Origin of the sequence: Nocardia kruczakiae NBRC 101016 (genome assembly GCF_001612965.1) — a bacterium.
GTDB classification, from domain to species: domain Bacteria; phylum Actinomycetota; class Actinomycetes; order Mycobacteriales; family Mycobacteriaceae; genus Nocardia; species Nocardia kruczakiae.
Window position 1 is genome coordinate 132959 of the sequence record NZ_BDBL01000005.1, and the last position, 18146, is coordinate 151104.

The window sequence follows — 18146 nt, forward strand, 5'->3', positions numbered from 1 at the left end:
ACCAAACAGGCCGCCGATCAGTGGCCCGCCGATGGCTGGATGTTCTCCAGGTCGTCGAGCAGGCCGGGGTGTTTCGGCTGCCACCCGAGGGTTTCGCGGGTGTGGATGCTGGACGCGGGCTGGTCCAACGCGAAGATCGGGCCGAACGGGCCGAAGCTTTCCTCCGGCACCGGCTCGACCGGCAGGCCCAGTCGCCGGCCGATGACGGTGGCGATGTCCCGCACCGCGTCGCCCTCGTCGGCGACTGCGTGCCAGGCCGTCCCGGCCGGCGCCGATTCCAGGGCCAGCCGGAACAGGACCGCCGCGTCGAGGGCGTGCACGGCTGGCCAGCGCTGGGTGCCGTCGCCCGGGTAACCGGCGACCCCGGTGCGGCGCGCTTGATCAATCAGCAGGCCGGCGAATCCGCCCTTGCCCTCGTTGTGAACGGTGCGCGGCATGCGGACGGCCGTGGCGCGGGCTCCGCGCGAGGCCATCTCCAGCAGAGCATTGACCGTTCGGCCGCGACCGCCCACCGGTCCGTCGGTCGGCAGTGGATCGGTCTCGGTGGAGGGGCGGCCCGGCACCCAGGGTGTGCCCGAGACGGTGACGATCGGGCGGTCGCTGCCGATCAGCTCCCCGACCAGCGCGGCAGCGGCGGCGCTCTCCTCGGCGACGGCCTGTGCGAGCCCATCCGTGTCGCTGTAGTCGCGGCTGAAGGCGAGGCTGATCACGCCGTCGGACTTTGCGGCACCGGCCCGCAGGACATCGAGATCCGCGATCGTGCCACGCAGCACCTCGGCGCCGGCGCCCCGGAGCGCCTGCGCGGAGGCGTCCGAGCGGGCCAGTGCGAGGACGGTGTGGCCGTTGCCTAGCAACTCGGCGACGACGGCGGAGCCGATGGTGCCGGTACCGCCGGTGACGAAGACATGCATGAGACTCTCCCGCTCAGTGATGGGACTGTTGTCTCATCACAGTAGCAAACCGATGGGACACCTGTCGCATCACTCTGTTATGGTGGCAATATGGCTCGTTGGGAACCTGGGGCGCGAGAACGCATGGTCGTCGCGGCCGTGGACCTGTTCACCGAGCAGGGATACGACGCCACCACCGTGGCGCAGATCGCCGAGCGTGCCGGAGTCACCAGAAGTACGTTCTTCCGGCACTTCTCCGACAAACGGGAAATCCTGGTGGCCGGGCAGGAGACGCTGAGTCGGCTGCTCGCCGAGGGCATCGCGGACGCACCGGCGAGCGCCGGCCCGTTGGAGGCGGTCGCGGTCGGTCTGGAACGGGCATCGAACGAGATGGGACCGATGAATCGCGAGCTCGGCCCCCGCCTGAAAGCCGCTGTGGCGGCCAGTGTCGAGCTCCAGGAGCGGGATGCGCTCAAGAGCCTCGGTCTAGCGACCGCCATGACTGCCGCACTCGTTGCCCGCGGCGTCCCCGATCCGACCGCGGTCCTCGCGGCCGAGTTAGGGGTCCTCGCATTCAAGCGCGGCTTCGCCCGGTGGACCGAAGCCGACGGTGACGACGCGACCGGGCTCGCGCACCATACGCTGGCCGCCCTGGCGGGCCTTCGCGCCGCAGCCGCCACGCTGGGCTGACTCGCTTCACCGACCCGGCGCAGTGCCGATAGCCGACAGCATGCGGCGTCGGCGCACCGCGCCCGCGTGACGAGTGCCGGTCCGACAGCGCGCGAACCACTTCTGGCTCGAGCAGCACGTCTGAGCTAGCGGTCGCACCGCCCGATATCCGGCCGATGCTACCGCTAACTCGGTGAGCTCGAAATCGCTGCAAGCTGCCAAGGACGCCGAGATCCCTTGGTGGCGTTCAGTTCTGGCAGCCGTCATCGCACGATTATGCCCCCCGCCCAGGCTCCTTGAGCCGTTCGGGCAGCATTCGATGGCACCGCCGGTCAGACCGATGGTTTCCGTTACGGCCGATTCTCTAGCGGCACGGCCGGAAATCGCCTGTGCCCGTTTGTGACTCCGTTCGCCGAGCGTGATGGCGACGTGCTGTTCGGATCGCGGAGTTCAGCCGGCCGGTTCCGACTCGTGCAGTGTCACGGCGCGGTCGGCGGTCTTCAACGTCAGTGTCGCGCCGTCGAGACTCCATGCGGGGCTTGCCTGCAGGAGCGAGGTCGCCCATTCGTCGGCGCCGGCGCGGTCGCCGACGCAGGCCATGCGGGTGCCGGCGAGAGGGCCGGTGTGGAGGGTGCTGCCGGCCAGGTCGGCGGAGCCCATGAGGGTGTTGCAGCCGGCGGTGGCGCTGAGACGCCCCTCGGTGAAGGTCAGTCGCAGCGGGCCGTCGCCGGGGATTCGCGGACCCTGGACATCGGTGGAGACGTAGGTGTGGCCGACGGGTGTGGAATCCGTTGGGGTGGAATCATTTCCGGAGGAGCAGGCGACGCCGGCCGCCAGTACGGCCAGGACGGGAACGATTCGCAGGATATTCGCCGACATGATCGGATGGTAGCGGCCGGGTAGTCCGGATCAGCTGCTCGCGTTACCGGCCTGCCAGACGTTCCATGGAACCTCCCAATCGCCGTAGGTGTCCCATACGGGCAACGGCTGGCCGCCCGAGTTGGTGATCTCCACGACGTCGCCGACGCCGAAGTGGTCGAAGAACCACTGGGCGTTGTCGGGTGAGAGATTCACGCAGCCGTGCGACACGTTGCTGGCCCCCTGCTGTCCGACCGACCAGGGTGCCGAGTGGACGAATTCGCCGTCGTTGGAGATGCGTTCGTCCAGGTCCACCTTCTCGCGGTAGTACCCGGGCTGGCCGGCGCAGACTCCGTAGCTGCAGGAGTCCATGATGATCGACGGCGATTTCTCCGAAATGACGTGCGGCCCTTCATGGGAAGGGAAACCGGGCGAGCCGAGACTCATCGGCATCTGGTTCACCTGCGCACCGTTGTGCAGGATCGTCAGCTGTTCGGTGTTGCCGTCGGCCTGCGCGATCCAGGAGTCGTGCACCGTGTAGTCGGCACTGTTGTTCTCGGCGCCGAACACCCCGTCGCCGAGGTCGACACCGAAGACATCGGCTTCGATGTGGATCTTGGTGCCCGGCTGCCAGTACTGCGCGGCGCGGTAGTGCACATCCTTGTCGTCGACCCAGTACCACGCGCCGGGCTGCGGCGGGGTGACGGTGACCTTCAGATGCTTCTGCACCTCCGCCTTGTTCGCCACCGGCGCGGTGAACTGGAACACCATCGGCTGCCCCACCCCGATGCCGGTCTGCGCGACCAGATCGGGCGCGGGCACCACGTTCGCGTATGCCTTGTGGCCGGCGTCGATCGTGGTGACGGTGACGGTCTTGTCGGTCGCGACCTGGGCGAGGTTGACCGCTTGGGCATCGACGCGGTAGGTGGCCCCGTAGTTCAGCGGATCCTTCGACGTCCAGCTGTGATGGTCGGCGCCGAAATCACCGGCGACCGCTTTGCCGTCGCCGTCGGTGACAGTGACCTTGGTGAGCATGCCGTCGGCGGAGTTCACCACGAGGGGCGTCGCCGGATTGAGTGGTCCGTGATCGGCGGCGGGCACATCGATCGCCGCGGGCGCGGTGATATCGGGCCCCTCGGACACCGGCGCCGAGGAGGTGCCGCCACCCGAGCCGCCACATCCGCCGACGAGCACGACGATCGCCGTCAGTACCGCCGACACCACCACTAGAGATCGACGCCTGCGCACGTCCTCACCGCCTCTGTCTCGCACCCTCGCATGCACAGCGCCCACCCGGGACACAGCACCCTCCAGTCCACACCATGAATCCGGTGTCGCACCGCAGCAGAGAGTACGTGTCGTCGTCGCTCGGTGCGCGCCCGGCGTGGCCGGACCAGGCGTTTTGCCGTATTCGGGGTATTCGGCGGGGTGTGGCGCGGGCTCACCCGCCGCGGGTGAGTGCGGTGGCGGCGTGCGGGCTAATAGTGAAGCGATCTTCGATGTCTGTCGAGGAAGGTGACCGATGCCCAGGCAAGATGGCTCCCGGTGGCGGACCGCCGCGGCCGCGATCGGCGACTACATCCGGCACGCGCCCGGCACCTACATCTGGCTGGCCACCCTGCTCGTGTCCACCCTCGTGGTCCGGCACCTGTCCCCCGATCAGGCCGAGATCCTGCTGGGCAACCGCTCGACCAATCTGCATCACCTGCGCGAGGACCCGGTGCACGTGCTGATCTCCAGCGCCTTCTGGCTCGCCGGCGGCGGCTGGTTCGGGTACGCGGTCAGCTACACCGTCTTCCACGCCCAGGCCGAACGCTGGCTGGGGACGCTGCGCTGGCTGGCGGTGGTCGTGATCGCGCACGTGGGCGCGACCTACCTCAGCGAAGGTGTGCTGTATTGGGCTATTCAGCACGGTTACGCACCCGAATCCGCGGTGAACACCCTCGACTACGGCGTGAGCTACGCCTTGGCGGGTGTGATCGCCGTGCTGGTGTATCGGATCGCGACGCCGTGGCGGTACCTGTATCTGCTCGGGGTGGTCGTCTTCTATGCGATTCCGGTGTTCGCGAACCGAACCTTCACCGACATAGGGCATTTCAGTGCGATGGTGCTCGGTTTGGCCTGCTATCCGCTGACCCTCGGGCGGCCGGGAGTGTGGGATCCGGAGGTGGCGGTGCGTGGGCTCGCCGGGTCGGTGCGACACCGATAATCACACCGCCGGACGGGCGCCGCGGCAAGGATTGGATTCAGTGCGATCCAGAGTGCTGACCCCGCATCGGAATTCCCCTAGCGTGACGTTTCGCCCATCCAGAGCGATCGAGAGACCCGGCTCCACGACGTCGCAGCAACCCCCGACTGGGTGTGGGTGCTACCGCCGGGACCGATGGAGGAATCAATGGTACGCAGCGTTTTTCACGTCGGCCAGGACGATCCTATGGCCGCGCCGCTGCTGGCGGAGCTGGCCATCGAATACAGCAGCCGCTACGGCCGGAGCGTCGGTGAGGTGCACGCCGATCTGGTGAACTACCCGGCCGCCGATTTCGCGGCCCCGCACGGCGATCTGCTGGTGGTGGTCGAGGACGGCGAACCCGTCGCCGGCGGTGCGTTCCGCCGTTACGACGAGCGGAGCGCCGAATTGAAACGCATCTGGACCGCGCGCGAGCACCGCCGCCGCGGCCTGGCGACCTTCGTACTCGCCGAACTCGAGGCCGAAGCGCTGCGCCGCGGATATCGGCGGATCTACCTGACCACGGGTCCGCGGCAGCCCGAAGCGGTCGCCCTGTACCTGTCCGCGGGCTACACCCCGCTCGAGCGCACCCCGTCCGTGCTGCCCGGTCTGCTCGCGCATGCGTTCGAGAAGTATCCGACTCGTGTGGCAAAAGCGCAGCGGCGCAATCGTTTCGGCCGGGACCGCGACGGTGTGTACACACCGGTGCGGTCCGGGTTCCGCTATCAGCCGGTGCGCGGCGAGGCCGGTGCCGTCCACGTATGAAATTCCGCATCGATCCACCCGGAGTCACCGAATGAAACGAATCCTCTCGCCGGCGCTCGCGCTCACCGCGACGCTGGCGATCGCCGCCTGCGCGAACACCTCCGGTGGTGGCGGCGACGCCGGTCCCCCGCAGCCGGGCGGCACCCTGCGCTACGGCCTGTCGCAGGCGCCGACCTGCTCGGATCCTGCCCAGGCCGGCACCAACCAAACCCTGTACGTGGCACGCCAGATCGTGGATTCGCTCACCGACCAGGATCCCGCGAGCGGGGAGATCGAGCCGTGGCTGGCCACCTCGTGGCAGGTGAGCCCGGACGCGAAGACCTTCACCTTCCATTTGCGGCCCGACGTCACGTTCAGCGACGGCTCGCCGCTGACCGCCACGTCGGTGCAGAAGAACTTCGACGCCATCGTGCACACGCTCACCGCGGCGAAAGCGCCGCTGGGAGCGAGCTATCTGGCCGGCTACGCGGGCACCACCGCGGTCGATCCGCTTACCGCCGAGGTTCGATTCGACGCGCCGAACGCCCAGTTCCTACAGGCCTCCTCGACACCGCAGCTGGGCATTCTCGCGGACGCGACCACCGCGAAACCGGCCGAACAGCGCTGCCTCGGCGACAATATCGGCAGCGGTCCGTTCGTCTACGCCGGTTATCGCCAGGACGCCTCGGCCACGCTGGTGAAGCGCCCCGGATATCGGTGGGGTTCGGCGGTATTCGCCCATTCCGGCGAGGCGTATCTGGATCGCATCGAATTCACGGTCGTCCCCGAGGCCGGGGTGCGGACCGGCAGCCTGTCGTCGAACCAGCTCGACGCCGTCAGTGACGCGCTGCCCCAGGACGTTCCGCAACTCGAGGCAGCCGGCGCCAAGGTGCAGTTCGACTCGAACCCCGGCGTTCCCTTCGGGCTGCAACCGAATGTGAGTCGCGCGCCGCTGTCGGATTCCGCCGTGCGCCAGGCCCTGTTGCACGGAATCGACCGCAAGCAGCTGGTGGATACGGTGCTGGGGCCGCAGTTCCTGCCCGCCACCGGGCCGCTGGCCTCGAAAACACCCGGTTACGTGGATCTTTCGAAGTCGATCGCCTACGACCCCGACCAGGCGCGCCGCATTCTGGATCAGGCCGGATGGGTGCCCGGCGGCGACGGGATCCGCGTGAAGGACGGGCGGCGGCTGTCGTTCGGTGTGCTGTTCGGTGCGCAGTTCGCCGCGAATCAGGCGACCTTGGAACTGGTGCAGCAGCAATTGCGCAAGATCGGGGTGGACATCCGGCTGGAGTTGACGCCCGTCGCCGACTACACCGCGCGCCAGAACTCCGGAGATTTCGACGCCACCTACTTCAACACCACCCGCGCCGACGGCGACATCCTGCGCACCACGTTCGGCCGCGGGCAGCGAAACCTCAACCAGCGCGGGCCGATTCCGGCGCTGGACCAGGCGCTCGCCGACCAGTTGTCGACCACCGATCCGGTGGCGCGGGCGGGGATCATCGGTCAGGCGCAGCGATCGGTGATCGAGAACGGACTGTGGTTGCCGACGATCGAATTGTCGCAGGCGATCGGGGTGTCCGGCGCGGTGCACGATCTGAAGTTCGAGGCCTCGGCGCGCCTGCAGTTCTACGACACCTGGTTGAGCAAACGATGAATCCGATGACCCGGTATGTGATCGTGCGGGTGCTGCAGGCGATCGGGGTGTTGTGGGCGGCGTTCACCATCTCCTTCGCCGTGTTGTTCCTGCTGCCGTCGGATCCGGTGCAGATGGCTGTGGACGCGGATCCGGGCGTGCCGCCGGATCCGGCCGCCATCGCGGAACTGAGGGCCAGATACGGGCTGGATCGCTCGGTGCCGGAACAATATTGGACCGCCCTCACCCACGCCGTCCGCGGTGATCTCGGGCGCTCCCTGAACACCGGGCAGTCCGTCACCGGCGCGCTGGCGCAGTCGATTCCCTCGACGCTGGCGCTGGCCGGGCTCGCGCTGCTGCTGGCGATCGTCTTCGGCGCCGCGCTGGCCGTGGCCGCGTCCTACACCCGGCGGCCGTGGTTGCGGAATCTGCTGACGGCGTTGCCGCCGATCGGTGCGGCGATGCCCACGTTCTGGGTGGGACTGCTTCTGCTGCAACTGTTCTCGTTTCGCCTGCGCCTCGTGCCCGCATTCGGCGGGACCGGCTTCAGCGGTACGATCCTGCCCGCGATCACGCTGGCCGTGCCCGTCGGCGCGGTGATCGCGCAGGTGTTCTACAGCGGTCTGGCCACCACGTGGCGGCAGCCGTTCGTCGATGTGGCCTTCGCCAAAGGCGCCTCGCGGCTGTGGGTGCAGTGGCGGCATGTGCTGCGCGCGGCGGCCGGACCCGCGCTCACCGTCGCGGGACTGTGGGTCGGCACGGTGCTGGCGGGTTCGGTGGTGGTCGAGACCGTGTTCTCCCGCGGCGGTCTGGGCCGGCTCACCCAGAACGCGGTGCTGCATCAGGACATTCCGGTGGTGCAGGGCATCGTCTTGATCGCCGCCCTGGCCTTCGTGGTGGTGAACCTGGCGGTGGATCTGATCTATCCGCTCCTGGATCCGCGCGTCGCCGTGGCCCGAGAGAGAGTGGGCGCTCATGTCTGACACACTGCTCATCGCCGACCCCGCGGCCGCACGGATCACGGAACTGCGGCGGGCGCTGGCGCCGAAACGCCTGCGTGCCTCCGCCGGACTGGCGGTGTCGATTCTCGTGCTGATCGTGGTCCTCGGCTGGGCGGTCGCGCCCTCGCTTCTCGCCGGCGACGATCCACGCGCGGGAGTGCCGGAGGAGAAATTCCGCGGCCCGAGCCCGCAACACTGGTTCGGCACCGACAACCTCGGCCGCGACCTGTACACCAGGGTGGCGCACGGGGCAGCGCTGACACTGTCGGCGACCGTCTGTGCCGTGCTGCTGGGGCTGGTGATCGGTTCGGCGATCGGTCTCGTCTCGGGCACCCTCGGCGGGACCGTCGATGCCGTCGTCATGCGCGGAGTCGATGTGCTGCTGGCTATTCCGGAACTGTTGTCGGCGCTGGTACTCATCACCGTGCTCGGGCTCGGTACCCGGAATGTGGCCATCGCGGTGGGAGTGGCGCTGATCGCCCGGTTCGCGCGGGTGATGCGCGCGGAAGTGCTGCGGGTGCGTCGCGCGCCCTACGTGGAGGCGGCGTTCGCGTCCGGGGTGCGCTGGCACACCGTGCTCATACGCCACATCCTGCGCACGGCATACGCGCCGGTCGCCGCGCTGGCCGCGGTCGAATTCGGCGTTGCGGTACTGGCGATTTCGTCGCTCAGCTTCCTCGGTTACGGTGCCGCGCCACCCACCCCGGAATGGGGTTCGCTGATCTCGGAGGGCCGCAACTACCTCGTGCTCGCCTGGTGGATGACCACGCTGCCCGGCCTGGTGATCGTCGCGGTGGTGCTCGCCGCCCAGCGCATCGGCCGCGCGATCGGGACACCGGAGGACCGATGAGACACACTGGCGCAGCCTCTCGTCGGCCCGACCGGGTGCGGGTGTCCCGCAAGACACAGGAGGCTCGACCATGAGCGACGAGACCTTGTTGCGGGTCGACGACCTGCACGTCCGCTACGGTGGCACGTCGGTGGACGCGGTGTCGGGTGCGACGCTGGAGATCGCGCGCGGGGAGACCGTCGCGCTGGTCGGCGAATCGGGTTCGGGCAAATCCACACTCGCCCATGCCGTCATCGGCCTGCTGCCCCAGTCGGCGGAGGTAACCGGCGGCGGAATCGTTTTCGACGGGCACCGGCTCGACACCGCGTCCGAACGCACCCTGCGCGGCCTGCGTGGTGCGCGCATCGGACTCGTCCCGCAGGACCCCGGTACGTCGTTGAACCCGGTGCAGCGCATCGGCGATCAGGTGGCGGAGGTGTTGCGCATCCATCGGCGGGCCGACCGTCGCACGGCGCGGCTGGAGGCGGTGCGGTTGCTCACCGAGGCGGGCCTGGACCGGCCGGACGTGCGGGCACGGCAGTATCCGCAGGATCTGTCCGGCGGGCAACGCCAGCGGGTGCTGATCGCGATCGCCCTGGCCTGCCAACCGGAACTGGTGATCGCCGACGAGCCGACCAGCGCCCTGGACGTCACCGTGCAGCGCCGCATCCTCGACCACCTCGCCGATCGCACCGCACAACTCGGCACCGCGGTACTGCTGATCACCCACGACCTCGCGGTGGCCGCCGACCGGGCCGATCGGATCGTGGTGATGCGGCACGGGCGGATCGTCGAAACCGGTACCACCACAGCCGTTCTCACCGATCCGCAGCACGAATACACCGCCGAGCTGCTCGCCGCCGCGCCGAGCGCCGAGACACCGGTGCGCCGGGCGCGCCCGCGTGCCGAACGACCGCTGCTGGTGGCGACAGGTCTGCGCAAGAGTTTCCGGATCGCGCGGGGCGTGCGCACGGATGCGGTCGACGACGTGTCACTGGATCTCGATCGCGGCGAAACACTCTCGCTGGTCGGCGAATCCGGTTCCGGCAAGACCACCACCGCTCGCATCCTCGCGAGGCTGTCGGCACCCGATGCGGGCAGCATCCGCTTCGACGGGCGCGATGTCGCCGGGTTGCGCGGCGCCGGGCTGCGAGAGTTTCGCCGGCGCGTCCAGGTGGTGTACCAGAACCCGTACACGTCGCTGAATCCCACTCTCAGTGTCGCGAAGATCGTCGGAGAACCGTTGCAGGCCTTCGGGATCGGCGATCGCAGCGAACGCCGCGCCCGGGTCGCCGAACTGCTCGAGCAGGTCGCGCTTCCCGGCGAGGTCGCGGACCGGCGCCCGGAGCGGCTGTCGGGCGGGCAGCGCCAGCGCGTCGCGATCGCGCGGGCGCTGGCACTGCGGCCGGATGTGCTGGTGCTGGACGAGCCGGTGTCGGCACTCGATGTGGGGGTGCAGGCGCAGATCCTCGCGCTGCTGGAGCGGCTGCAGTCCGAGCTGGAGCTGAGCTATCTGTTCATCTCCCACGATCTGGCCGTAGTGCGCCGCATCAGCGACCGCGTCGCCGTGATGCGGCAGGGGCGGATCGTCGAAACAGCGACCACCGCAACGCTGTTCGACAACCCCAGGCACGAATACACCCGCGAGCTGCTCGCCGCGGTACCGGGCCGGTTCGCGCGGCCGGTGATCGAACGGTCCGCATGAGGTCGCGAACTATTCGTCGGAGTCGGCCGGGTCGGGCTCGCTCGCGCCGGCCTGCCGGTCCCGCCACACCCAGAACACCGTGGAGGCGACCAGCGCCCACCCGGCGAGCACCAGATACGGGAATATGTGCTGGTGGCCGGAGAAATACACCGCGGTGTGCTGGGCGTTCACCGAGGCGCCCGGCGGTAGCCAGCGGCCGATCGCGCCGAGAACCGAGGGCAGCAGCGGCCACGACACCGCGCCGCCGGAGGACGGATTGCCCAGTAGCACCATCACCCCCCAGGTCGGGATCATCGCCCAGCGTCCGAACAGCGCGCTGAACATCGAGAAGATCATGCCCGAGGTGAACATCGTGAACGCCAGAATTCCCCACGAGTGCAGGAACGGCAGCGTCAGCGCGCCCAGCCACCAGTCGACCACGGCGGCGATCGCGAACCCGCCCAGCAGGGCGTAGGCGACGGTGAACGCGATCCGCTGCACCGCGCTCAACGCACCGGCGTGCACATTGAGCTGGATGGCGCCGACGAAGCCGATGATCACCGCCGCCAGCGTGATGTAGAAGATCGCCAATCCGCGCGGATCGCCCGGCTGCAGCGGATTGATATCGGTCACCGCGATCGGTATCCGGGTCTGGCGGCTCGCCTCGGCGGCCGCGGTGACGAGCACCTGGGCCACCGACGATCCGGACGCACCCGAAATATCGACCGGGATCCGCTCCGCGGTGCGCACATCCAGGATGGCGAACACCCGCTGCGATTCGACGGCCTCGCGCGCCGCCGCCGGAGTGTCGTAGTGCAGCGGATGCAGGGAGCCGTTCAGAGCCTGATCCATGGTGTCGAGGAAGCGCTGGTCGGGTGCGGGCACCGCGGTGCCCGCATCGACGACCGCGACCGGAATCCGGTGTGGTGTCGGATTGGCGAGGATATAGGTGTAGGAGCCGGCGAACAGTCCGGCCGCGATCGCCAGGATGAACACCAGCACCGTCGCCGGCAGATACGGCGAGTGCCGGAATCGGTGCCGGCGGCCGCGCCATCCGGTCGGGGCCACCGGCACCGCGGCCGGGATATTCCGCTCGTTGTCGGACATGCCGCCACCTTAGGAGCCCGCGGCTCCGGAATTCCGGAAGCGGGCAGATGCGGCGGCCCGCGCAATCCGAGCCGTCCTCGCCGACGCGGCTCCCCGCCGATGCCGCCCGCCGCAAGAATAGAATTCACCGCGATCGAGAGTGCTGACGCCGCAGGCGATTTCTCATAGTTTGAGCTTCTGCCCATCCGGCGATCGCGGGACATCTCCGCTTCCCGCGAACCGCGATTCGGCGGTGTCTCTCCTGTCGATCGAAAGGACGCCTTCGCATGTCGTCGTTCCCGCCTCTGCTCGGGGTGGAATTGTCCGGCACGGGTATCCACCCGGCGTCGTGGCGGCGGGCCGACTCCCGCGCCGAAGAGCTGTTCACGCCCGGCTACTGGCTCGACGCGATCACCGCCGTCGACCGGGCCGGACTCGACTTCGTCTTCCTCCCGGACTCCTTCGGCGTGGACGCCAGTGGTTACGGCCCGCTCGACGCGATCGCGCTCGCCGCCCGCGCCGCCGCCGCGACCCGCAGCATCGGGCTGATCCCGCAGGCGACGGTCACCCACACCGAACCGTTCCATGTGTCCAAGGCGATCGCTGCCCTCGATTACGCCACCTACGGCCGGGCCGGTTGGGAGGTCGCGGTCTCCGCGGATCCCGAGCAGACGACCCTGTTCGGCCGCAAACAGCCGCAGGACGACGCCTCGCTGTGGCGCGAGGCCGAGGAGGCGATCGAGGTGGTGACCCGGTTGTGGGACAGCTGGGAGGACGACGCCGAGATCCGCGATCTCGCGACCGGCCGCTTCATCGACCGCGACCGGTTGCACTACATCGATTTCGAGGGCGAGAACTTCTCGGTCAAGGGTCCTTCGATCACACCACGCCCGCCCCAGGGGCAGCCGCCGATCGCGGTGCGCGCCGAGTCGCCCGCGAGTACCCGCCTCGCGGTCCATCGCGCGGATCTGATCCGGGTCGGCGCCGCCGATCTCGACGAAGCCGCCGCCCTGCGCACCCAGCTGCGCTCCGCAGTCGCCGCGGCCGGGCGGTCCCCCGACGAGGTGCGGATCCTGCTCGACGTCGAGGTGCATCTGGCCGCGACCGAGGACCGGGCGCACGCCGAACTCGGGCAGCTGGACGCCTGGGGTCCGACGGCCCCGCCCGCGACCGTGCGCCACCTCGGCACCGCCGACGGACTGCGAGCGCTGTTCGACCGGACCCAGCGCGCGTGCGCCGCCGACGGTCTGGTGCTGCGGCCCCTGGCGGTGCCCGCGTTCACCGCCGCGCTCGACCGGCCGGCACGCAGTCTGCGCAGCCGCATCGGATTGACGCGCCCCGCCAACCGCTACGCACTCGCCCGAGGATGAGGATGCCGAAACAACAGGTACGCAAGCAGATTCATCTGGCCGCCCACTTCCCCGGGGTGAACAACACCACGGTGTGGAGTGTGCCGGAGTCGGGCAGCCAGATCGAGTTCGACTCTTTCGTCCACCTGGCGCGCACCGCCGAGCGCGGATTGTTCGACTTCTTCTTCCTCGCCGAGGGGCTGCGCCTGCGCGAACATCGCGGCCGGATCTTCGACCTCGACGTGGTCGGTCGTCCCGACACCTTCACCGTGCTCGACGCGCTCGCCGGGGTCACGACCCATCTCGGCCTGGCCGGCACGATCAACACCACGTTCAACGAACCCTTCGAACTCGCACGGCAATTCGCCAGCCTGGACCACCTGTCGGGTGGGCGGGCCGCCTGGAACGCCGTCACCTCGTCCGACGCGTTCACCGGTGAGAATTTCCGGCGTGGTGGCTATCTGGACCACTCGCAGCGCTACGTGCGCGCGGCGGAAGTGGTCGACGCGACCCGCGCGATCTGGGACAGTCGCGCCGGCGGGGCGCCGGTCGTCGACCGCGAACGCGGGGTGTTCGGCGGCCCGGCGCCCCGATTCAGGTATCGCGGAACGCAATTCGATATCGAGGGCGTCTACGGATTGCCGGCGAGCCCGCAGGGATATCCGGTGCAGATCCAGGCCGGTGATTCCGAGGAGGGCCGGGAGTTCGCCGCCGCGAAGGCCGATGCGATCTTCAGCCGCCACGGCGAACTCGAGGACGGGCGCCAGTTCTACACCGACATCAAAACCCGGCTCGCGAAGTACGGCCGCCGGCGCGACGATCTGAAGATCCTGCCCGCGGCGACGTTCGTGCTCGGTGACAGCGACGCCGATGCGCAGGAGCGGGCGCGGGAGATCCGGCTGCAGCAGGTCGGCCCGCAGACCGCGATCGCCTTCCTCGAACAGGTCTGGGGCCGTGACCTTTCCGGCTACGACCCCGACGGTCCGCTGCCCGAGATCGATCCGGTCGACAACGCGAACATCACTCGTGGACGCGTCCGGCACGCCAAGGACCCGCGCGCAGTGGCCGAGGCCTGGCGCGCCAAGGCGGACGCCGAGAAGCTGAGCATCCGGGAACTGATCATCGAGGTGACCGCGCGCCAGCAGTTCGTCGGCACGCCCGCTCAGGTCGCCGCGGAGATCGATCGGTATGTCCAGTCCGACGCCGCCGACGGCTTCGTGCTCGTCCCCCATCTGACGCCCGCCGGACTCGACGAATTCGTGGACAAGGTCGTTCCCGAACTCCAGGAGCTGGGCAGTTTCCGAACCGAATACACCGGTGTGACCCTGCGCGAACATCTGGGGCTGCGCCATCCGCATCGCGGCAGCGAAGGAGTGCGAGCGTCATGACCGTGCCGTTGTCGATTCTGGATCTCTCCCCCGTCAGTGCCGGGTCCACACCGCGGCAGGCGCTGCGCAACACCGTCGATTTGGCCCGCCACGCCGAGTCGTGGGGTTATCGCCGATTCTGGGTCGCCGAACACCATTTCGTCGCGGTGGCCTCCTCCGCACCGACCACGCTCATCGCGTTGATCGCGGCCGCCACCGACACCATCCGGGTCGGCTCGGCCGCCGTGCAGGCCGGCCACCACACCTCCGCCGCGGTGGTCGAGGCCTTCGGCACCATCGACGCGCTGTATCCGGGACGGCTGGATCTGGGGCTGGGGCGCTCGGCACATCGGATCGCCGAGGTGCGCTCGGCGGGGGTGAAACCGGTGCCGGCCCCCGACCGTCCTACCCGGGTACGCGACGGTGTGGTGATCCCGCCGCCGTTCAGTTCCGGACGGCTGCTCGATACCGCCCGGCTGGCGGCGAGTTTCGAGGCGCTGCAACTGCCGGGCACCCAGCCGCTGGACTACGGCCGTCAGGTCCGCGAGATCCGCGACCTGCTGACCGGGAACTACCGCAGCTCGGAAGGTATTGCCCTGCATGCTGTTCCGGGTGAGGGCGCCGAAGTTCAGCTGTGGCTGTTCGGTAGTTCCGGCGGTGAGAGCGCTCAGCTCGCGGGCCGGCTCGGACTGCCCTTCGCGGCCAACTACCACGTCTCCCCCGGCACGATCGTGGAGACGGTGGAGGCGTATCGCGCCGCCTTCCGGCCGTCGGCGGTGCTCGACCGGCCCTATCTGGTGGTGTCGGCGGATGTGGTCGTGGCCGACGACGACGCGACCGCTGCCCACCTGGCCTCGACCTACGGGCATTGGGTCTACAGCATCCGCAGCGGCGCCGGCGCCGCCGAATATCTCGACCCCGACACCGCGCCCGCGCTGACCGAACAGCAGCAGCGCCTGGTGCACGATCGCGTCACCACTCAGTTCGTCGGCGCACCCGGTTCGGTGGCCGAGCGGCTCTCCGCGCTGCAACAGTTGACCGACGCCGACGAACTCGTCGTCACCAGCGTCACCTACCGGCACGAGGACCGGCTGCGCTCACACGAACTGCTCGCCGCCGAATGGGGATTACCGCAGATCCGCGCCGCCTAGGATCTACTCGCGGCGAGAACGTAGCGCCGCGCACAGACCCAGCGCGGCGACGAACACCAGACTCACCGCTGCTTCGATGTGCGGCCGATGAGTTCCGGGTGCGGAAGGAGTCTCCTCAGCAGACGCAACCGCAGAGGAGTCGCCGTGCCGCTTCATGGTCAACGCTCGCCCGAGCACATGGTCACCGTCGGTGACGCCGATTTGTGTGTGACCACCTTCGGAGACCGCCGGCGGCCTCCGGTGGTGCTGCCCAGCACGTCGGGACTGTTCTGGGAGGACGAGTTCTGCGACCGGCTCGCCACCGCCGGCCGGTTCGTCCTTCGCTACGACATTCGCGACACCGGCCGGTCGACCACCTATCCGACCGGCTCGCCGGGATACGACCTCCGGGATCTGGTTTCCGACATCGTCGGACTGATGGATACCTTCGGACTGCCGCGTGCCCACCTGGTGGGCTTCTCGGTGGCCGGATGGATCTGTCAACTCGCCGCCCTCGATCACGGCGACCGTGTATCGGCCCTGACCCTGATCAACACCCGCCCGACCGCGCCCGGCCCGGCGGATCCGGATCTGCCGGAACACTCCGACCGGATCGTGGGCTTCTTCACGGCGACACCCGCTCCGGACTGGTCCGACCGAGCGGCGGTGATCGACTATCGCGTCGAGCAGGCCCGGACACTGTCCGGCGCACACGGATTCGACGAACAGCGGGCACGGCAGCAGGCGAGGCGCACGGTCGCCCGCACGACCGATATGGGCTCCAGTGTGCTCAATCTGGCGTTCGTCGAGGCGGGCGAGCGCTGGCGGGAGCGTCTGGGCGAGCTCACCGTGCCGACCCTCGTCGTCCACGGCACCGACGACCCGTTCTTCCCGTACGGCAACGGGCAGGCCATGGCCCGTGAGATCCCGGGCGCCGAACTGCTCCCGCTGCCGGGCATCGGCCATGAACTGCCTGCCTCGACCTGGGATCCGCTGCTGGCCGGCATGCTGGCACTCGAGGACGCATGAAAGGAGGTGAGCGCCGCGCTGCTGCGCCGATGGCCCGGCGACATCGAGCGCGGCATCCGTAACATGCAGAGCCAGGGCGAGATCGCGGCTCGGCTCGCCGCGGCCACGTTGCCGGCGGCAGGCGCCTGCTGGTTGCCATGATCGTGCTGACGTGGTGGCCGCGGCTGGTCGCCGCTGAGCCCATGCCACACGCGACCGCCCACCGTCCGGATCGTCCTACCTGCCCGCTGCCCCCACCCCACGGCCGCCCGCCGGGTACAGCGGCGTGCCGATCTCGGCCGCTGGCGCCGATGTATTCCGCGCGGGTCGCCGGCGATCGCCCGACGAATGCTCCCGTAACGGATGTGTCCCCGCCATGGATATCCGGTGGTGCCGCGCCTGTGCGGTCGAATCGGTAGCTCGACCATCGGCAGGAGCGATATCGATCCGAATCCGTTGTGGCACTTCGTCTTGTCACCACACCGGTTCGACCCGATATGGCAAACCGAATGCCCGGATTGCCGCCTTCACGTTAAACTGCTTGCGAGATAGGCGGTTTCGATGCATGTAACTGAGTTCTTCATGCCGTTCGATCCGGAGGGGGCCAATCCCGCCGAATCGGAGGCCGAGCAGGTCATGTGGGCCTGGCTCGAACGTTGTGATCTGGTTCCCTCGGAGCCGACTCGCCGGCGCATGCGCCGGACCCGGCCGGCTCGTATGTACGCGCTGTGGTGCCCGTACGCCGGGGTGGACGCGCTGGGATTGCTGAGCCGTTTCACCGCGTGGGCTTTCATCGTCGACGATCAGTTCGACATCGAAATCCCCGACCCGGCACGGACCTTGGCGACCATCACCGAACTGGAGGAGGTGTTCGACGACGGTGCGCAACCGCGCGGGGTGCTCGCGGTGGCCTTCGCCGAACTCTGGCGCGAACTGTGCGCCGGACGTTCCAGCCAGTGGCGCCATGCCGTACGCACCGAACTCTCCGCGTGGCTGTGGACCTACTACACCGAGAGCATCGGGCGGCTCACCGATCGCTATCCCGATCTGGACGACTACCGTGCCCACCGCCGCGATTCCGTTGCACTGTACGTATTTCTCGACATCAGCGAGATCGCGGAGGGCGTCGACCTGTGCGCGGAAGCGCGTGCCCTTCCGGCGTTGCGTGCGATACGGGAGGCATCGGTCGAACATATGGGACTGTTCAACGACATCCTGTCCATCGACTCCGACGAGGCCTCGGAGTACCTGTACAACTCGGTGCTGCTGGCCGAACGGCAGCAGGGTCTCGACCGGAAACAGGCGGTGGAGGTGGTCGACCGGATGCTCACCGGATGTGTGCGCCGGATGCTGGCGGGCATCGATGCGCTGCCCGCCGAACTCGACGCGGCGGGCCTGTCCCGTCGCGAGCGCGCCGATATCCTCAGTACCGCAACCTGTTACACCCGATACGTGCGAGCTAACTTCGACTACCACTATCAGGCCGCGCGCTACACCAGTGCGCCGCGCGAGGCACTCGAGCACGGCGCACCCCTGACCTGACGGCGAACCCGCGGGCGTTGCGCAAACGCAACCCGGGCCACCGCCCGGCCCGCGGGTTCCGGTGCGACGATGAATACTTCACGCACCGCCGACCGCGACGCGGAGCGGGCGCGGCGGCTGTGC

The 18146-nt window shown here is 68.8% G+C and carries 16 protein-coding genes, 1 pseudogene and 1 riboswitch; of the genes and pseudogenes, 13 read left to right on the forward strand and 4 right to left on the reverse strand.

The window, feature by feature from the left end; genetic code table 11:
• Nucleotides 1-17 precede the first annotated feature (17 nt).
• A complete protein-coding gene (locus NK1_RS05190; RefSeq protein WP_063007416.1) occupies nucleotides 18-911 on the reverse strand; it encodes an SDR family oxidoreductase in 894 nt (297 codons plus the stop codon).
• Nucleotides 912-1001: 90 nt separating this feature from the next.
• On the opposite strand from NK1_RS05190, the gene NK1_RS05195 reads away from it, so the two are divergent.
• Nucleotides 1002-1580, forward strand: coding sequence for a TetR/AcrR family transcriptional regulator (locus tag NK1_RS05195; protein WP_063007417.1), 579 nt, complete (start codon nucleotides 1002-1004; stop codon nucleotides 1578-1580).
• Between the two features lie 429 nt (nucleotides 1581-2009).
• Here the strand turns inward: NK1_RS05195 and NK1_RS05200 are convergent, their stop codons facing one another.
• Together NK1_RS05200 and NK1_RS05205 are read right to left on the reverse strand one after the other, a co-directional pair.
• Nucleotides 2010-2438: an META domain-containing protein gene (locus NK1_RS05200; protein WP_063007418.1), complete on the reverse strand. Its 429-nt coding sequence runs from the start codon at nucleotides 2436-2438 to the stop codon at nucleotides 2010-2012.
• Between the two features lie 30 nt (nucleotides 2439-2468).
• Complete coding sequence (locus NK1_RS05205; RefSeq protein WP_245660355.1) at nucleotides 2469-3638, reverse strand: L,D-transpeptidase; 1170 nt, start codon at nucleotides 3636-3638, stop codon at nucleotides 2469-2471.
• A 301-nt stretch (nucleotides 3639-3939) separates the two neighbouring features.
• On the opposite strand from NK1_RS05205, the gene NK1_RS05210 reads away from it, so the two are divergent.
• The 6 genes and pseudogenes from NK1_RS05210 to NK1_RS05235 all read left to right on the forward strand — a co-directional run bounded on the left by NK1_RS05210 (nucleotide 3940) and on the right by NK1_RS05235 (nucleotide 10562).
• Nucleotides 3940-4626 (forward strand): rhomboid-like protein, encoded by a 687-nt coding sequence (locus NK1_RS05210; protein ID WP_063007420.1) that lies wholly within the window; start codon nucleotides 3940-3942, stop codon nucleotides 4624-4626.
• 91 nt (nucleotides 4627-4717) lie between these two features.
• Nucleotides 4718-4807, forward strand: a riboswitch (SAM riboswitch).
• Nucleotides 4801-5277, forward strand: a pseudogene (locus NK1_RS05215) (GNAT family N-acetyltransferase); the annotation flags it as partial. It overlaps the preceding riboswitch by 7 nt.
• Before the next feature lie 163 nt (nucleotides 5278-5440).
• Nucleotides 5441-7048, forward strand: coding sequence for an ABC transporter substrate-binding protein (locus NK1_RS05220; RefSeq protein ID WP_063007421.1), 1608 nt, complete (start codon nucleotides 5441-5443; stop codon nucleotides 7046-7048).
• A 5-nt stretch (nucleotides 7049-7053) separates the two neighbouring features.
• Nucleotides 7054-8010: an ABC transporter permease gene (locus NK1_RS05225; RefSeq protein ID WP_063007542.1), complete on the forward strand. Its 957-nt coding sequence runs from the start codon at nucleotides 7054-7056 to the stop codon at nucleotides 8008-8010.
• The gene (locus tag NK1_RS05230; RefSeq protein WP_063007422.1) at nucleotides 8003-8878 is read left to right on the forward strand and encodes an ABC transporter permease; all 876 of its coding nucleotides are present in this window, start codon (nucleotides 8003-8005) and stop codon (nucleotides 8876-8878) included. Before NK1_RS05225 ends, NK1_RS05230 begins: the two co-directional genes overlap by 8 nt.
• A 70-nt stretch (nucleotides 8879-8948) precedes the next feature.
• Complete coding sequence (locus tag NK1_RS05235; RefSeq protein WP_063007423.1) at nucleotides 8949-10562, forward strand: dipeptide ABC transporter ATP-binding protein; 1614 nt, start codon at nucleotides 8949-8951, stop codon at nucleotides 10560-10562.
• 9 nt (nucleotides 10563-10571) lie between these two features.
• Here the strand turns inward: NK1_RS05235 and NK1_RS05240 are convergent, their stop codons facing one another.
• A complete protein-coding gene (locus NK1_RS05240) occupies nucleotides 10572-11648 on the reverse strand; it encodes a hypothetical protein (RefSeq protein WP_063007424.1) in 1077 nt (358 codons plus the stop codon).
• A gap of 266 nt (nucleotides 11649-11914) precedes the next feature.
• Here NK1_RS05240 and NK1_RS05245 point away from each other — a divergent pair, with 266 nt between their 5' ends.
• The 6 genes from NK1_RS05245 to NK1_RS05265 all read left to right on the forward strand — a co-directional run bounded on the left by NK1_RS05245 (nucleotide 11915) and on the right by NK1_RS05265 (nucleotide 18023).
• A complete protein-coding gene (locus tag NK1_RS05245; RefSeq protein WP_063007425.1) occupies nucleotides 11915-12997 on the forward strand; it encodes an LLM class flavin-dependent oxidoreductase in 1083 nt (360 codons plus the stop codon).
• 2 nt (nucleotides 12998-12999) lie between these two features.
• Nucleotides 13000-14364 (forward strand): NtaA/DmoA family FMN-dependent monooxygenase, encoded by a 1365-nt coding sequence (locus NK1_RS05250; RefSeq protein ID WP_063007426.1) that lies wholly within the window; start codon nucleotides 13000-13002, stop codon nucleotides 14362-14364.
• Complete coding sequence (locus NK1_RS05255) at nucleotides 14361-15494, forward strand: LLM class flavin-dependent oxidoreductase (protein ID WP_063007427.1); 1134 nt, start codon at nucleotides 14361-14363, stop codon at nucleotides 15492-15494. The genes NK1_RS05250 and NK1_RS05255 overlap by 4 nt, the downstream gene beginning before the upstream one ends.
• Nucleotides 15495-15638: 144 nt before the next feature.
• Complete coding sequence (locus NK1_RS05260) at nucleotides 15639-16502, forward strand: alpha/beta fold hydrolase (protein ID WP_245660356.1); 864 nt, start codon at nucleotides 15639-15641, stop codon at nucleotides 16500-16502.
• A 6-nt stretch (nucleotides 16503-16508) separates the two neighbouring features.
• Nucleotides 16509-16643 carry a hypothetical protein gene (locus NK1_RS36000; protein WP_281189102.1) on the forward strand — a complete coding sequence of 45 codons (135 nt, stop codon included), beginning with the start codon at nucleotides 16509-16511 and terminating at the stop codon, nucleotides 16641-16643.
• A 399-nt stretch (nucleotides 16644-17042) separates the two neighbouring features.
• Nucleotides 17043-18023: a terpene synthase family protein gene (locus tag NK1_RS05265; protein ID WP_157104085.1), complete on the forward strand. Its 981-nt coding sequence runs from the start codon at nucleotides 17043-17045 to the stop codon at nucleotides 18021-18023.
• Nucleotides 18024-18146: the final 123 nt, after the last annotated feature.

Coding starts and splice junctions, on each gene's coding strand:
- NK1_RS05210 (WP_063007420.1), top strand. CDS start 3,940: ATGCCCAGGCAAGATGGCTCCCGGTGGCGGACCGCCGCGGCCGCGATC.
- NK1_RS05190 (WP_063007416.1), bottom strand. CDS start 911: ATGCATGTCTTCGTCACCGGCGGTACCGGCACCATCGGCTCCGCCGTC.
- NK1_RS05265 (WP_157104085.1), top strand. CDS start 17,043: ATGCATGTAACTGAGTTCTTCATGCCGTTCGATCCGGAGGGGGCCAAT.
- NK1_RS05245 (WP_063007425.1), top strand. CDS start 11,915: ATGTCGTCGTTCCCGCCTCTGCTCGGGGTGGAATTGTCCGGCACGGGT.
- NK1_RS05240 (WP_063007424.1), bottom strand. CDS start 11,648: ATGTCCGACAACGAGCGGAATATCCCGGCCGCGGTGCCGGTGGCCCCG.
- NK1_RS05235 (WP_063007423.1), top strand. CDS start 8,949: ATGAGCGACGAGACCTTGTTGCGGGTCGACGACCTGCACGTCCGCTAC.
- NK1_RS05200 (WP_063007418.1), bottom strand. CDS start 2,438: ATGTCGGCGAATATCCTGCGAATCGTTCCCGTCCTGGCCGTACTGGCG.
- NK1_RS05195 (WP_063007417.1), top strand. CDS start 1,002: ATGGCTCGTTGGGAACCTGGGGCGCGAGAACGCATGGTCGTCGCGGCC.
- NK1_RS05230 (WP_063007422.1), top strand. CDS start 8,003: ATGTCTGACACACTGCTCATCGCCGACCCCGCGGCCGCACGGATCACG.
- NK1_RS05225 (WP_063007542.1), top strand. CDS start 7,054: ATGACCCGGTATGTGATCGTGCGGGTGCTGCAGGCGATCGGGGTGTTG.
- NK1_RS05220 (WP_063007421.1), top strand. CDS start 5,441: ATGAAACGAATCCTCTCGCCGGCGCTCGCGCTCACCGCGACGCTGGCG.
- NK1_RS05250 (WP_063007426.1), top strand. CDS start 13,000: ATGCCGAAACAACAGGTACGCAAGCAGATTCATCTGGCCGCCCACTTC.
- NK1_RS05255 (WP_063007427.1), top strand. CDS start 14,361: ATGACCGTGCCGTTGTCGATTCTGGATCTCTCCCCCGTCAGTGCCGGG.